The following is a 14,483-nucleotide window of genomic DNA, read 5'->3' as shown; positions in this document are numbered from 1 at the left end:
GGAAGTGATTGCCCAAATCCCAGGCAATAAAAAACCCCGTAGACGTTAATCTACGGGGTTTTCAAGGGTGGAGGCCGAGGTCGGAATCGAACCGGCGTAGGCGGATTTGCAATCCGCTGCATAACCATTTTGCTACTCGGCCCCAAATGTCCAATGCCTGAAAAACAACACTGAACACGTACAAACTGGAACGGCTTGAGGATCTTTTCAATCGCTCAACTCTTTATCTAACCTATTGATTTATAAAGAGTTTTTCCGTTTCCTCGCTGAGGAATGGTCGCAATTATGGACGTGTTTTCCAGTCCTGGCAACTCTTATTCGATATTTTTTCTAGCGAGGGGTTTCTAAGGCTTTTCGGGCTGGAAGCATCCGCTCCCTGCACCGTGGCCAGGGGCGGATGATCCCATACATCGCCGGGCATTGCTCGCCCTGCATCGCACCACCCCGTAAGATCTGCTGCTGGCTACCCTGAAGGAATTCCCATGAAGGCTCCCAACGACTACCGCCTGCCCTCCCTGGATGCGTTGCTGGCCTTCGAAAGTGCCGCCCGGCTGAAGAGCTTCGAGCAGGCGGCCGAGAGCCTGGCGTTGACGGGCAGCGCGCTGCGCAAGCGCATTGCCGGGCTTGAGCAACTGCTGGGATTGGGCCTGTTCGAGCGTCAGGGCGGTAGCTTGCGGCTTACTGCCGATGGCCAGTTGTACCTGGAACAGGTGGCACCGGTACTGCAACATTTGCTGGGCATCCCCCAGCACCGGCGCACCGTGCAGCGCAAGCAGCGGCTGATCCTGTGCAGCCCGCCAACCTTCGCCCGCCAGGTGCTGATCCCGCGCCTCAACGAACACAGCCGGGCCCATCCCCATATCGACCTGCAGATCCAGCTCGGCGCCCTTGTCCAACGCCACCAATGGCCAGTGCGACCTCGAAGTCCGTGGCGATAGCCTCGATGCGCCAGCGACCCGGCGCCTGCTGGACGAGCAACTGCTGCCGATGGCCGCCCCTGCCCTGCTCGCCCGCTTCCGCCCTCTGCAACTACCGGCGGACTTTGCCCGGCTGCCTCTGCTGCGCTCGCCCCTGGAACCCTGGCGCCCCTGGCTGCAGGCCGCCGGCCTGGATTTGCCGGAGCCCGACCAAGGGCCGACCCTGCTGGACCTGGGCATGCTGCTGGAGGCCGCCGCCAACGCCCAGGGCGTGGTACTGGCCCGACCGTCCCTGGCCCGCAGTTGGCTGGCCCAGGGCCGCCTGGTGATCCTCGGCCAGGTCAGCAGCCCGCCGTCCTACCACTACATCCTGGACATGCCCGCGCCCTCGCCCGCCGCCCAGGACCTGGCCCATTGGCTGCAGCGCATCTGCCGCGACGCCGTGGCCCAAGGCAGCGCCCACGTCCAGGGCTGAAACAGCCCTTACTGGCTCCGGGAAAAAAACGCCCGCGCGCCGGGAATAGTTTTCCGCAACGCTCCTGGCCCGGCGCACTAGTCTGCTGCGATCCATCACACAGGAGTGGCCCATGCCCATCATCACCTGCATCGAAGACTTGCGCCGACTGGCCCAACGCCGTGTTCCACGGATGTTCTACGACTATGTCGACGGCGGCTCCTGGAGCGAGAGCACCTACCACGCCAACCAGGCCGACTTCGCAGGCATCAAGCTGCGCCAACGGGTGGCGCGCAACATCGACAATCGCTCGTTGCAGGTACACAGGCTGGGCATCGACATGGCCATGCCCCTGGCCATCGCCCCCACTGGCCTGGCAGGCATGGTCCACGCCGATGGCGAGATTCTCGCGGCCCGGGCCGCAGCGGCAGCCGGCATCCGCTACACCCTGTCCACAGTCAGCATCTGCTCCCTAGAGGACGTGGCCGAGGCTACGGCCGCACCGTTCTGGTTCCAGTTGTACGTAATGCGCGACCGCGACTTCGTCGGCCGCCTGATCGACCGAGCCAAGGCCGCCGGTTGCGACGCCCTGGTGCTAACCCTCGACCTGCAGCTGAGCGGGCAACGGCACAAGGACCTGAAGAACGGCCTCAGCACCCCGCCCCGGCCGACATTGGCCAACTTGCTGAACCTACTGGGCAAGCCTCGCTGGGTCGCCGGCATGCTGGGCACCCGGCGTCGGCATTTCGGCAACATCATGGGCCACGTCACGGGCGTGCATGACATGCGCCAACTGGCGGAGTGGACCTACCAGCAGTTCGATCCTTGCCTGAGCTGGGACGACATCCAATGGATCAAGCAGCGCTGGGGCGGCACCCTGATTCTCAAGGGCATCCTCGACGTGGAGGACGCCCGCCTGGCAGTGGCCAGCGGCGCCGATGCGCTGATCGTCAGCAACCACGGCGGGCGCCAACTCGATGGCGCACCGTCGAGCATCAGCATGCTGCCAGCCATTGTCGACGCCGTTGGCGGCCAGGCCGAGGTCTGGATCGACAGCGGCATCCGCAGCGGCCAGGACGTGATCAAGGCCCTGGCCCTGGGCGCCCAGGGCGCGATGATCGGCCGGGCTCACCTGTATGGCCTCGGCGCCCTGGGCCAGGCCGGGGTCAGCCAGGCCTTGCAGGTCATCGCCAGGGAAATGGACCTGACCCTGGCGCTTTGTGGCCACACCCGGATCGAGCAAGTCGACCGGCAACTGCTGGTGCCCGGCAGCTACCCCCTGCCCTGAGCTTCAGTCAACGGGCCGCCCAGGCATTGAAGCGCTGCTCCAGGTCCTCGCCGTGATCGACCCAGAACCCGGCATCCACCGCCCGAGCGCCCTGCAAGTTGGCTTCATAGGTAGGCAACTGCCGCTGCACCGTCGGCGCCAACAATGGCAACGCCTGGCGGTGCACCGGCCCGTAGGGGATGTTCTGCGAGAATACCTTTTGCGCCTGGGGCTGGCTGGCGAACAGGATGAAGTCTTCGGCCAGGGCCTTGTTCGGCGAGCCCTTGACCACCGCCCAGTACTCCGGGTCGTACAGGCTCTGGGGCCAGAGGATGCTCAACTGCATGCCCTCCTTCTGGGCCATGGCGATCCGCCCGTTGTACGCGGCGCTCATTACCACGTCCCCGGCGACCAGCCACTGGGGCGGTTGGGCGCCGGCTTCCCACCATTGGATATACGGCTTGATCTGGTCGAGCTTGGCAAAAGCCCGGCTCACACCCTCCGGGGTAGCCAGCACCTGGTACAGCTGCGCGGGCGGCACGCCATCGGCCAGCAGGGCAATCTCCAGGGTGTACTTGGCGCTCTTGCGCAAGCCACGCTTGCCCGGAAAATCCTTGAGATTCCAGAAATCGGCCCAGGACTCGGGCGCCCTGGCCAGCTTCTGCGGAGAAAAGGCCATGACCATCGACCAGACATAAGTCGCTACGCCACACTCGGTCAGGGTGCCGGGCACGAACTGCGCCGGATCGCCGAACCGAGCCAGGTCCAGGGGCTCGAACAGCCCCTCGTCACAGCCACGCAGCAGCTCCGGGCTCTCCACCTCGACCACATCCCAACTGGTCTTGCCGACCTCGACCATGGCCTTGATCTTCGATAACTCGCCGTTGTACTCGCCCGCAATCACCCGGGCCGCCCCAGTCTGGTCGAACGGCTGGAAATAGGCCTGCTCCTGGGCCTGCTTGGTAGCGCCACCAAAGGAGATGACCGTGAGCTTCTGTGGCTCGGCCAAGGCGCTGGCACATAACAACAGCCACGACAATGCAACGCCGCAACGCAAGATACTGGACATAAGATCTACCTCAATGAAGCCGGCCCGCCCGCACGAACCGGCATCCCATGGGCCTGGCTACGACCGTATCCACGGGCGGCACCGCACCAGGCACGACGAACCTTGTTCAGCGCCCAGGCGCCCGCAACCCGGGCCGCAATGCCTGGTAGCCATGACTGAGATTTCTGTGATCCGGTTGTTCGGATGCGCCTGTGGCCTGTGGCGGATATCCCGGGCAGGCCATGTTCCGATGGCGAGTCATCGCTTGCTCCCTGTTGTTTTTGTAGGAAGAACAAATCGATCGGCAGTGCATCGCCAAGGCTCCCGGACGGGGCGTTAGCGCATGCAGGGGCTCATTGTCGACATAACCCGGAACCTGGCGAAACGAGGTTTTTATGAGGCACAGGCAAGGGAAAAGCTGCCTTGCAGGCGCTCCCCAAGGGCCATGCCCAATGCAGGACAAGCCAGCTAGAATCTCTGCACCTTTGCCTTGCAAGCCGACGAGACCCGCCCATGAGCTACGACTTCGACACCCTGCACCCACGCCACGGCACCGGCAGTACCAAGTGGAGCCGCTATCCCGAAGATGTACTGCCCATGTGGGTGGCCGACATGGACTTCGCCGCCGCACCGGAAATCATCGATGCCCTGCGCCAGCGCCTGGAGCACCCGCTGCTGGGCTACAGCGTGGCCCGGGACGAGCTGCGCGCGGCGGTCGTCGCCGACCTGTGGCACAAGTACGCCTGGCGCGTGCAACCCGACGAGCTGATCTTCCTGCCCGGGGTCGAGCCGGGCTTCAACATGGCCCTGCACGCCTTCGTCAAACCGCACCAGCAGGTGGTAGTGCAGACCCCCAACTACCGGCCCCTGCGCCTGGCCCCCGGCAACTGGCAACTGCGCAAGATCGAGGTGCCGTTCCAGGTCACCGCCGAAGGCACCTACACCACGCCCATGGCCGAACTGCGCCAGGCCCTGCAGGGCGCCGGCGCGCTACTGCTGAGCAACCCGCACAACCCCCTGGGCAAGGTCTTCCCCCGGGAGGAACTACAAGCGGTGGCCGAGGCATGCCTGGAACAGGGCGCGCTGATCGTGTCCGACGAGATCCACGCCGAGCTGTGCTTCGACGGTCGTCGGCACATCCCTACCGCCACCCTCGGCCCGGAGATCGCCCGGCGCACCATCACCCTGATGTCGGCCAGCAAGGCCTACAACGTCGCAGGGATGAAGACCTGCTTCGCCATCGTCCAGGACCCTGCCACCCGCCTGGCCTTCAATGAGGCCCGGGCCGGCATGGTGGACAGCGTCAGCCCCCTGGGCCTGGAAGCCACCCATGCAGCCCTGGTCCAGGGCGGCTCCTGGCAACGGGAGCTGATCGCCTACCTGCAGGCCAACCGCGACTACTTGCTCGAGGCGATACGCACCCGCCTGCCGGGCATCCGCATGCACGCACCGCAAGGCACCTACCTGGCCTGGCTCGATTGCAGCGGCCTGGGCCTGGAAGATCCCCATGCCTTCTTCCTCGAACAGGCCAAGGTCGGCCTCAGCGCGGGGCTGGAGTTCGGTGACGATTGCAAGCAGTTCGTGCGCCTGAACTTCGGCTGCCCACGGGCCCTGCTGGAAGAAGGCATCCGACGTATGGAGCGGAGTCTGGAGCAGCGCTGACCGAGGTGCCCCACAGCCAGTGACAGGCGCCTACCAGACAGCGATATGCGAGTCCGCCCGCGGCTCGGTGCCGCCACACAGCACCGCGCTTTGCGGGTCGCGCAGGATGATCTGGCCGCGACCAAAGCGGCTCAGGTCATGGGTGACCTGGATCTGATGCCCCTGTTGGCCCAGGGCCTTGAGCAACTCGTCAGAAGCGCTCCGTTCGATGCCGACCTGCTTCTGGCCCAGCCATTGCCAGCGCGGCGCGTCCAATGCCGCTTGAGGGTTCAGGCCGAAGTCCACCAGGTTCATCACCATCTGGACATGCCCTTGGGGTTGCATGTAGCCGCCCATCACGCCAAAAGGCCCCAGGGGCACGCCCCCCTGGCTGAGAAACCCCGGGATGATGGTATGGAAGGTCTTCTTGCCCGGGGCCAGGCAGTTGGCGTGGGCCGGATCGAGGCTGAACTCCTGGCCACGGTTCTGCAGGGCGATGCCGCTGTCAGGCAGCACCACGCCCGAACCGAACCCGTGGTAGTTGCTCTGGATGAACGAGACCATGTTGCCCTCGGCATCGGCCGTGGCCAGGTACACCGTGCCACTGGCCTGGGGTTCGCCCGCCGTCGGGAGCCGGGCCTGCTCGCCGATCAGTGCCCGGCGCCGCCGGCTATAGGCATCACTGAGCAGGTCGCCGACCGCCATCTGCATATGGGCCGGGTCGGTGATGTAGTGCAGGCCGTCGCTATAGGCCAGCTTCAGGGCCTCCAGTTGCAGGTGCCAGGTGCGCGGGCTGTCGCGCTGGTCGAACTGGAAACCTTCGAGCAGCTTCAAGGCCATCAACGCCACCAGCCCCTGGCCACTGGGAGGAATCTCCCAGACTTCATAGCCTCGGTAATCGATCTTGATCGGCTGCACCCATTGCGGCCGGTAATCCTGCAGGTCGCTGGCCCGTAGATAACCGCCCGTGGCCCGGGAATGGGCGTCCAGGCGCTGGGCCAACTCGCCGCGATACAGGCTTTCACAAGCGCTGGCCGCCAACGCTTGCAGGGTCTGGGCCAGGGCCGGGATGCGGAACACTTCACCGGCCCGCGGCGCACGCCCCTCGACCAGGAAGGTCGCGAACCAGGGCTCCAGCACCGGATCGCCCTGCGCGCTGAACAGCTCAAGGGCCCGCTGCCATTGCAGGGCGACCACCGGCGACAACGGGAAACCATCGCGGGCCAGTTCAATGGCCGGCTCCAGCAACCGGGCAAACGCCAACCGGCCAAAGCGCCGGGACAGTTCGGCCCAGGCCGCCGGGCAGCCGGGTACGGTCACTGGCGTCCAGCCATGGAGCGGCATCCGCGCATGCCCCGCGGCCTTCACCGCATCGATGTTCAGGGCTGCCGGAGCCTGGCCATTGGCGCTCAGGCCATGGAGCTGGCCCTGGGTCCAGACCAGGGCAAAGGCATCGCCGCCCAGGCCGCACCCCGTGGGCTCGACCACCGTCAGCACCGCAGCCGTGGCGATCGCCGCGTCGATGGCGTTGCCGCCCTGACGCAGGATCTGGATACCGGCCTCGGCGGCCAGTGGCTGGGACGTCGCGACCATGCCACGGCGAGCGAACACGCTCTGGCGTTGCGAGGCATAGGGGTAGTGATGAGCGGAGAACTTCAACATGGCCAGAGCCCTTCCAGAGCGGATTGCGGCACACCGTTGAAGCAGTATGGACGGCAACGTCGGAGTAGCGACCGACGTTGCCCTGGCTGGACCTCAAAGGCTCAGGCAGATTTTCCCCAGGTGGGCGCCGGAGGCTTCATGGGCAAAGGCCTTGGCGATCTCGGCCAAAGGGAAGGTGCTGTCGATCACCGGCTTGATGCCGGTGGCCTCCAGGCCACGGACCATCTCCACCTGCTGCTGGCGGCTACCGACGATCAAGCCTTGCAGGCGCTGCTGCTTGGCCATCAGGGCCGCCGTAGGTACCGGCCCGGCCCAACCGGTGAGCACGCCGATCAGGGCGATGTGCCCGCCGATCCGGCACGCAGTGATGGACTGGGCCAGGGTGCCCGGGCCGCCGACTTCCACCACATGATCGACGCCCCGCCCGCCGGTGAGCTTGAGTACCTCGGCGCCCCACTCCGGCTGGGTGCGGTAGTTGATGGTGTGGTCGGCCCCCAGCTCGCGCACCCGCGCCAGCTTGGCGTCCGAGGACGAAGTGGCGATCACGGTGGCGCCCATGGCCTTGGCCAGTTGCAAGGCAAAGATCGACACCCCGCCCGTGCCCAGCACCAGGACGGTTTCACCGGCCTTGAGGCCGCCGTCCACCACCAGTGCGCGCCAGGCGGTGAGCCCAGCGGTGGTCAGGGTCGCGGCTTCGGCATGGCTGTAGCCCTGGGGTGCATGGGTGAACCAGTGGCTGGGCTGGACCACCACCTGCCGGGCGTAACCATCGACGCCATCGCCAGGGGTGGTGCTGAAGTCGGCGATGGCCGGGCCGCCGTCATGCCAATGGGGAAAGAAGCAGGACACCACCGCGTCGCCGACCTTGAACTCGCTGACGCCTTCGCCCACGGCCTCCACCACGCCGGCGCCATCGGCCATGGGAATTCGTCCATCGGCGGTGGGCAGGCCGCCGGTCACCACCGCATAGTCGTGATAGTTCAGGGAACAGGCATGGATCCGCACACGGATCTGCCCGGCGCCGGGCTGGCCCGGGTCGGGCAGCTCGACGAGCTTCAGGTTGTCCAGGGATGCCGGCAGGCTGAGCTTGATGGCTTGCATGGGAGGTACTCCACAGATCGATAATCTTCCAGGGGGCTAACCCTACCACCGAACGCCTGGCTGTAGCCGCTGCCGCAGGCTGCGCACACTGCGTCACCGGGATGCAGGTTTTCAGCCGCTACGGGGTCGACACAGGATCGCCAGGCAAGGCCCTGCGGGCCTTTGCGCCGCTTCACAGGCTCAGTAGCGGCTACAAGGCTCCACTCCCGGCCGCACAAAACACTGCTCGGTTACGGTCGCGCCCCATTGCTCGCCCACCTGTTCCTGCACCAGCACAAAGCCCTGTTCCTCATACAGCGCGCGTGCCGCATCCAGCCCCTTGAAGGTCCACAAGCGGGTGGCAGCAAAGCCCCACTGGTCGCAGAACGCCAGCGCCTCGACCAGCAGACGCCGGCCCAGCCCCTGGCCGCGGGCGGCATCATCGAGAATGAAGCAACGCAGGATCGCTTCACCACCCTCGCCCTCCCCGTCAATGGCGATGGAACCGATAATCCGCTCCCCCTGCAGCGCCACCCAGACTTCATTGCGCGGATTGTGCAAACGCCCCATCAGCTCGGCCATGTCCGCCGCCACCAGGCTTTCGAAGGGCTGGCCGAAACCGGCCAGGGCGGCGTAGTAGCGGGCGTGCATCTCGGCGATACGACCAATCACCCCCGGCCGGTAGCCCCGGGCGATGGTGCCGCATGCGAGCTGCTCGGGCGCCTCGCCCAGACGCACCGCGCGCAACGCACGGGCATAGTCGGCGATGCCCGCAGAGGCACTGCGCTGCTGTTCCGCGCTCAAGTGCGCCAGGGCCGCGGCCACCTGGGTCTGGGCAAAATGGTCGATGCCCTCCAGGGTCTGGCGCCCGCGGGCGCTGAGTTGCAGTTTCTTCGAGCGGGCGTCCTGTTCATGGGCCAGTTCGCAGATCTCGCCCGCCTCCACCAACTTGCGCACCAGGCGGCTGACGCTGGATTTCTCCAGCCCCAGCAGCGTCACCAGATCACCGGCAGTCAAGGCATGGCCCTGGCCGATCTCCAGCAACGCATGCACCGCCGAGGGCGGGTAGTCGGTGGCGGCCAGGGTGGCCTGCATGAAGCCCAGCTCACGAACCATCTGCCGGGACGCCTGGCGCAACTGCGGGATAAGGGAAGCAGATTGGCTCGACATAAGGGTGACCTCACAAGCGAAGCATTTAGTTGTACCTTACAACCATTTAACCCACAACCCTGGCTCAGGCTGACGACAAGCCCTGGTGGACAGTAATAAAAATTCAAGCACCCAATAATGAGAAGCATTACCATAAGCACCCATTTTGCCCACCTCGACCTCGGAACCCTTATCGATGGTGCCCACCCCTTCGCTACAGCACGCCGTGGGCGAGCTCTACCTCCAGCATCACAACTGGGTGGTGCAACTGCTGCGACGCAAGCTCGGCAACCAGGACCAGGCCATGGACCTGGCGCAGGACACCTTTGTGCGCATCTTGCGCAGCGAGCAACTGCCGGTACTGCGCGAACCCCGGGCCTACCTGAACACCGTGGCCAGCCGCCTGTGCGGGCAGTATTTCCGCCGCCAGGCCCTGGAGCGCGCGTACCTGGAGACCCTCGCGCAGCTGGAACCGCAGCACCAGCCCTCGCCGGAAACCCGACTGCTGGTACTCGAGGCGCTGGACGCCGTGGGCCAGGTGCTGGACGGCCTGGGCAGCCGGGTGCGCGAGGTGTTTCTGCTGTCCCAGCTCGAAGGCCTGACCTACCCGCAGATTGCTGAACGCCTGCAGCTCTCGGTCAACGTGGTGCAAAAAGCCATGCTCAAGGCCTACCGCCATTGCTATGCGGCGGTGTACCCGGGATGAACGCCTTCCAGCCGGTGGACGATCAGGGCGCTGTGGAACAGCAGGTTCTGGACCAGGCCCTGGAGTGGCTGGTGCTGCTGCAATCGGGCATCAGCAGCCCCGAGCAGCAGGCCGCCTGCCTGGCCTGGCGCCGGGCCGACCCGCAGCACGAAATGGCCTGGCAGCGCCTGGCCGGCATCGGCCAGGACCTGCGCGACAGCACCCGCAGCCTGCCCGCGCCCCGCGCCCGGCAACTGTTGCAGGCTCGCAGCCACCCCGGGCGGCGTACCCTGCTCAAGGGCATCGTCGGCCTGGGCGTGGTGGCCGCCAGCAGTTGGAGCGTGCGCGAACGACTGCTGTTGCCGCAGCTGTTCAGCGACTATCACACCGCCACTGGCGAGCGCCGCCAGCTGCAACTGGGCGCTGGCGCCAGCCTGGAACTGGATACTCGCACCAGCCTCGACCAGCAGGCCAGCCCCCAGGGCTTGCAACTGCGGCTCAACGGCGGCCGCCTGTTGCTGACCCTGGGCAACGCTGCATCCGTGCAGGTCATCACCGCCGATGGACGCATCCAGCTCGCGCCGCGCTCTCAACTGATCCTCAGCGTTGGCTTGCCGGGCATCAACGGCACCCGGGTACAACTGCTGGCCGGCAGCAGCTCGGTGAGTACCGCCCATGCCCCTGCGCTAAGCCTGGGCCCGGGCCAGCAAGTGGATGTCGCCCAACAGCGGATCGGCGCCCTGGCCGTCGTGCCCACCACGGCCAATGCCTGGACCCAGGGCCTGCTGATTGCCGAGCGCCGCCCCTTGGGCGAGGTGATCGCCGAACTCGACCGCTATCGCCCCGGCCTGTTGCGCTGCGCCGCCGAAGTCGCCGGGTTGCGGGTTTCCGGCTCGTTCTCCCTGAACCAGCCGGACGCCAGCCTCGATTTGCTGGCCAAGACCCTGCCGATTCGCATCCGGCGGGTAATGGGCTACTGGGCCTCCGTGGACGCGGCCTGATTTTTCCTCAGTTTTTTTCAAGACGGCGGCAGTTTTTTCAATCTCGTGCATCAAGACCAGGGAAGAAGCTGGAAAACAGCTCTGCGCCAACCCTTTCCAACCCACGGATTTTCCTTATGCACATTCGCCTTACGCCCCTTGCCGCGGCCTTGCGCCCGATCGTCATCGGCCTTGTCATCGCCACCTGCAGCCCGCCCCTGCTGTCTGCGGATATCCCGTCTGTAGGCTATGACATCGCGCCAGGCAACCTGGACCAGGTGCTGGGCGCCTTTGGCCAACAGTCCGGGACCATGATCGCCGTCGACTCGAACCTGACCCAGAGCCTACGCAGCCCAGGCCTCAAGGGCCGTTTCGCCGTCAGCGAGGGGTTGCAACGGCTACTGGCCCCACTGGGTCTTGTGGCAGTGAAAGAAGGCGAAGGCTACCGGGTTCAAGTGGCCCCCGAAGTAGCCAGCGGCCCATTGCAGTTGGGAACGACCAACGTCGTTGCCAACCAGTTAGGGACCGTCACCGAAGGCACAGGCTCTTATACACCGGGCACCATCGCCACAGCCACGCGCCTGGTGCTGACGCCACGGGAAACACCACAGTCGATCTCGGTCGTCACTCGCCAGGTCATCGACGACTTCGGGCTCAACTCCATCGATGATGTCATGCGCCATACCCCGGGCATCACCGTGTCGACTTATGACAGTGAACGCACCAACTACTATGCCCGCGGTTTCTCTATCCAGAGCTTCCAGTACGACGGCATTCCCACCACACGCAGTAGCGCCTATTCGGCCGGCCATACCCTGACCGACATGGCGATCTATGACCGGGTCGAAGTGCTCAAGGGCGCCAGCGGCCTGCTCACCGGCGCGGGGGGCCCTGGCGGCACCATCAACCTGGTACGCAAGAAACCGACCAGCGAGTTCAAGGGGCATATCGACCTGGGTGCAGGCTCCTGGAACAACTATCGCTCGGAGATCGACCTCAGCGGCCCGCTCACCGAAACCGGCAACGTTCGCGGGCGGGCGGTAGCGGCGTATCAGGACAAGCAATCGTTCATGGACCACTATCAGCGCAAGACCAGCGTCTACTACGGCATCCTCGAAATGGACCTGACGCCCGACACCCTGCTGACACTGGGCGCCGACTACCAGGACAACGATCCGCGTGGCTCCAGCTGGTCCGGCAGCCAACCGCTCTACAATGCCTCGGGCAATGCCTTGAAGATGTCACGCTCATTCAACAACGGCGCCAAATGGAGTCGCTGGGAACAGTACACCCGCACGGTATTCGCGACCCTGGAGCACAGTTTCGCCAACGGCTGGGTCGCCAAGGGACAGTACAACCATCAACTCAACGGCTATTACGCGCCCCTGGGTTCGATCACTCCCGATGACCCCGTTATCGGCTCGATCTACGCCAACAAGTTCACCGGTGAAACCACCAGCGATAGTCTCGACGCCTATGTTTCCGGCCCTTTCAGCTTTGCCGGGCGTGACCACGAGATGGTGATCGGTACTTCGGCGTCTCGTTCGCACTGGAAAGGCAAGGACTACGGCGCACCGACCTACTTCGGCAACGCCTACGATTTCTTCTCCTGGAACGGCAAGAGCATCGAGCCGGACTGGGGATCGCCAACCTCGCTCAACGATGAAGTCACCCGCCAGACCGGGATCTACATGACCGGGCGCTTCAGCCTCATGGATGACCTGAAACTGTTGCTGGGAACTCGCATAGCCAACTACCAGGTCACTGGCACCTCCGATGCCAAGGACAGCGGCAAGGTGATTCCCTACGCTGGCCTGACCTATGATCTCGATGACCACTTCTCGCTGTATGCCAGCTACAGCGAGATCTTCCTGCCGCAGACGCAGTTCCGCGACCGTAACAAGAAGATGATCGAGCCTAACGAAGGCAAGAACTATGAAGTTGGCATCAAGGGCGAGTTCTTCGATGGCCGCCTGAACTCCAGCCTCGCCTATTTCGAACTGCATGAAGAAAATCGCGCGATAGAAGACCTGGACTTCAACAAAAGCCAGGCCAATATGCTTGCCTATAAGCCCGTGACCGCTAAGACCAAGGGTTATGAGGCCGAGATATCCGGGGAGCTGATGCCCAACTGGCAGGTACAAGCCGGTTACACCCACAAGATCATGCGCGATAAGGCTGGGCAGAAGGTGTCGACCTGGGAACCCGAGGACCAGCTCAACTTCTACACCACCTACAAGCTCAGCGGCCCACTGGACAAGCTGACCCTGGGCGGTGGAGCCCGCTGGCAAGGCGAAGGCTGGCAGGTGATCAACAACAAGCCCAAGAAGACCCAGGAAAAGCTAACCCAAGATCCTTACTGGCTGGTAGACCTGATGGCGCGCTATCAGATCACCGAGAATCTTTCCACCAGCCTCAACGTCTACAACGTGTTCGACAAGCGCTACTACACCAACATCGGATTCTTCGAGTCGGCTTACTATGGCGACCCACGCAACGTGATGGTCAGCACTCGCTGGAATTTCTGACCCAATCCGCCCGGCCCCCGCCGGGCGGTCACTGGAGACTCGACGAAATCTCTACGACCTTCCTGGCGACATCTGTTAAAACGCCCCTTCGATTGTTCTGTGGTGAAGCTTTCCATGCCCCCAACCCTGCCCCAGCGCCTGCGTCGCCGCTGGCTCCCCCTGCTGTGCATGGCCCTGCTGATCATTGGCCTGCCGACCAGTTGCGCGGTGCTGCAGTACAAGGAACGCCAGCTGGTGTTTCGCATCGAGCCCGGTACTGCCGGCTGGTTCCACGGCCTGCCGCAAGCAGTGCAGGAGTTGGAACTCAAGTCCAACCGCTTCAGGGCCGGACAGAACCTCCACGCCTGGTGGTGGCCGGCGCAACGCGCCGATGCGCCCGCGATCCTCTACCTGCACGGGGTACGCTGGAACCTCACCGGCCAGCTGTTTCGCATCGAGCAGTTGCACGCCCTGGGTTACTCGGTGCTGGCCATCGACTACCGGGGGTTTGGCCAGAGCCACGGCGAGCTGCCCTCCGAGGCCAGCGTCTATGAAGATGCCCGCGTGGCCTGGGAACGCCTCAAGGTATTGCAGCCCGAGGCGGGCAAGCGCCTGATCTACGGCCACTCCCTGGGCGGCGCGGTAGCCATCGACCTGGCCGCCGAACTGGGCCGCCAGGCTGCCAATGAACAGCGTCCGGTGGCCGCACGCGGCCTGATCGTCGAATCCACGTTCACCACCCTGGCCGACGCTGCCGTGGCAGTGACCAAGACCCGCCTGCCGGTGCGCTGGGTGATGTCGCAGAAGTTCGATTCCATCGACAAGATCAGCGAAATCGGCATGCCGTTGCTGGTGGTCCACGGCCTGAAGGACGACTACGTCCCCGCCCGCTTGAGCCAACAACTGTTCGCCGCGGCACTGCCGCCGAAAAAACTGCTGCTGGTACCCGGCGGCACCCATAACAACAGCATGAACCTGGCCGGCAAGGACTACGCCGTGGCGATCGGTGCATTGTTGAAACACCAACCCGCCACCGGCCTGGCCAGCCAACCTTCGGCCACCCGGCACGAAACCCTGTAGCCGCTGCCGAGGC

The 14,483-nt window shown here is 64.7% G+C and carries 12 protein-coding genes and 1 tRNA gene; 8 read left to right on the top strand and 5 right to left on the bottom strand.

Features of this window, described 5'->3' with window-relative positions; genetic code table 11:
• Nucleotides 1-68: 68 nt before the first annotated feature.
• Nucleotides 69-142: transfer RNA gene (locus ATY02_RS12910), tRNA-Cys, on the bottom strand.
• A 340-nt stretch (nucleotides 143-482) separates the two neighbouring features.
• Between ATY02_RS12910 and ATY02_RS36040 the strand changes: the two genes are divergently transcribed.
• The 3 genes from ATY02_RS36040 to ATY02_RS12900 all read left to right on the top strand — a co-directional run bounded on the left by ATY02_RS36040 (nucleotide 483) and on the right by ATY02_RS12900 (nucleotide 2,659).
• Nucleotides 483-938: a LysR family transcriptional regulator gene (locus tag ATY02_RS36040; RefSeq protein WP_228022279.1), complete on the top strand. Its 456-nt coding sequence runs from the start codon at nucleotides 483-485 to the stop codon at nucleotides 936-938.
• Nucleotides 889-1,392, top strand: a complete 504-nt coding sequence (locus ATY02_RS36035) for a LysR substrate-binding domain-containing protein (protein WP_228022278.1) — start codon at nucleotides 889-891, stop codon at nucleotides 1,390-1,392. Before ATY02_RS36040 ends, ATY02_RS36035 begins: the two co-directional genes overlap by 50 nt.
• A gap of 112 nt (nucleotides 1,393-1,504) precedes the next feature.
• Nucleotides 1,505-2,659, top strand: a complete 1,155-nt coding sequence (locus ATY02_RS12900; RefSeq protein WP_068580786.1) for an alpha-hydroxy acid oxidase — start codon at nucleotides 1,505-1,507, stop codon at nucleotides 2,657-2,659.
• A gap of 7 nt (nucleotides 2,660-2,666) precedes the next feature.
• On the opposite strand, the gene ATY02_RS12895 is transcribed toward ATY02_RS12900, so the two are convergent.
• A complete protein-coding gene (locus ATY02_RS12895) occupies nucleotides 2,667-3,707 on the bottom strand; it encodes an ABC transporter substrate-binding protein (RefSeq protein ID WP_068580789.1) in 1,041 nt (346 codons plus the stop codon).
• A gap of 492 nt (nucleotides 3,708-4,199) precedes the next feature.
• On the opposite strand from ATY02_RS12895, the gene ATY02_RS12890 reads away from it, so the two are divergent.
• Nucleotides 4,200-5,348: a MalY/PatB family protein gene (locus ATY02_RS12890; RefSeq protein WP_068580794.1), complete on the top strand. Its 1,149-nt coding sequence runs from the start codon at nucleotides 4,200-4,202 to the stop codon at nucleotides 5,346-5,348.
• A 30-nt stretch (nucleotides 5,349-5,378) separates the two neighbouring features.
• On the opposite strand, the gene ATY02_RS12885 is transcribed toward ATY02_RS12890, so the two are convergent.
• From ATY02_RS12885 to ATY02_RS12875, 3 genes are all read right to left on the bottom strand, one after another.
• Nucleotides 5,379-6,989, bottom strand: coding sequence for a gamma-glutamyltransferase family protein (locus ATY02_RS12885; RefSeq protein WP_068580797.1), 1,611 nt, complete (start codon nucleotides 6,987-6,989; stop codon nucleotides 5,379-5,381).
• 93 nt (nucleotides 6,990-7,082) lie between these two features.
• Nucleotides 7,083-8,090, bottom strand: coding sequence for a zinc-dependent alcohol dehydrogenase family protein (locus ATY02_RS12880; RefSeq protein ID WP_068580800.1), 1,008 nt, complete (start codon nucleotides 8,088-8,090; stop codon nucleotides 7,083-7,085).
• Nucleotides 8,091-8,270: 180 nt separating this feature from the next.
• Complete coding sequence (locus ATY02_RS12875) at nucleotides 8,271-9,239, bottom strand: bifunctional helix-turn-helix transcriptional regulator/GNAT family N-acetyltransferase (protein WP_068580802.1); 969 nt, start codon at nucleotides 9,237-9,239, stop codon at nucleotides 8,271-8,273.
• Nucleotides 9,240-9,414: 175 nt separating this feature from the next.
• On the opposite strand from ATY02_RS12875, the gene ATY02_RS12870 reads away from it, so the two are divergent.
• The 4 genes from ATY02_RS12870 to ATY02_RS12855 all read left to right on the top strand — a co-directional run bounded on the left by ATY02_RS12870 (nucleotide 9,415) and on the right by ATY02_RS12855 (nucleotide 14,470).
• Nucleotides 9,415-9,924 carry a sigma-70 family RNA polymerase sigma factor gene (locus tag ATY02_RS12870; RefSeq protein WP_022639277.1) on the top strand — a complete coding sequence of 170 codons (510 nt, stop codon included), beginning with the start codon at nucleotides 9,415-9,417 and terminating at the stop codon, nucleotides 9,922-9,924.
• The gene (locus ATY02_RS12865) at nucleotides 9,921-10,904 is read left to right on the top strand and encodes a DUF4880 domain-containing protein (protein ID WP_068580805.1); all 984 of its coding nucleotides are present in this window, start codon (nucleotides 9,921-9,923) and stop codon (nucleotides 10,902-10,904) included. Before ATY02_RS12870 ends, ATY02_RS12865 begins: the two co-directional genes overlap by 4 nt.
• Nucleotides 10,905-11,020: 116 nt before the next feature.
• Complete coding sequence (locus ATY02_RS12860) at nucleotides 11,021-13,411, top strand: TonB-dependent siderophore receptor (RefSeq protein ID WP_068580809.1); 2,391 nt, start codon at nucleotides 11,021-11,023, stop codon at nucleotides 13,409-13,411.
• A gap of 114 nt (nucleotides 13,412-13,525) precedes the next feature.
• On the top strand, nucleotides 13,526-14,470 hold the full coding sequence (locus tag ATY02_RS12855) for an alpha/beta hydrolase (RefSeq protein WP_068580812.1): 945 nt from the start codon (nucleotides 13,526-13,528) through the stop codon (nucleotides 14,468-14,470).
• Nucleotides 14,471-14,483 lie beyond the last annotated feature (13 nt).

The sequence above is a fragment of the Pseudomonas sp. BIOMIG1BAC genome (assembly GCF_001705995.2).
GTDB lineage: Bacteria > Pseudomonadota > Gammaproteobacteria > Pseudomonadales > Pseudomonadaceae > Aquipseudomonas > Aquipseudomonas sessilinigenes.
Note: the sequence above shows the minus strand (reverse complement) of the source record. Positions and strands in the feature narration are given on the sequence as shown.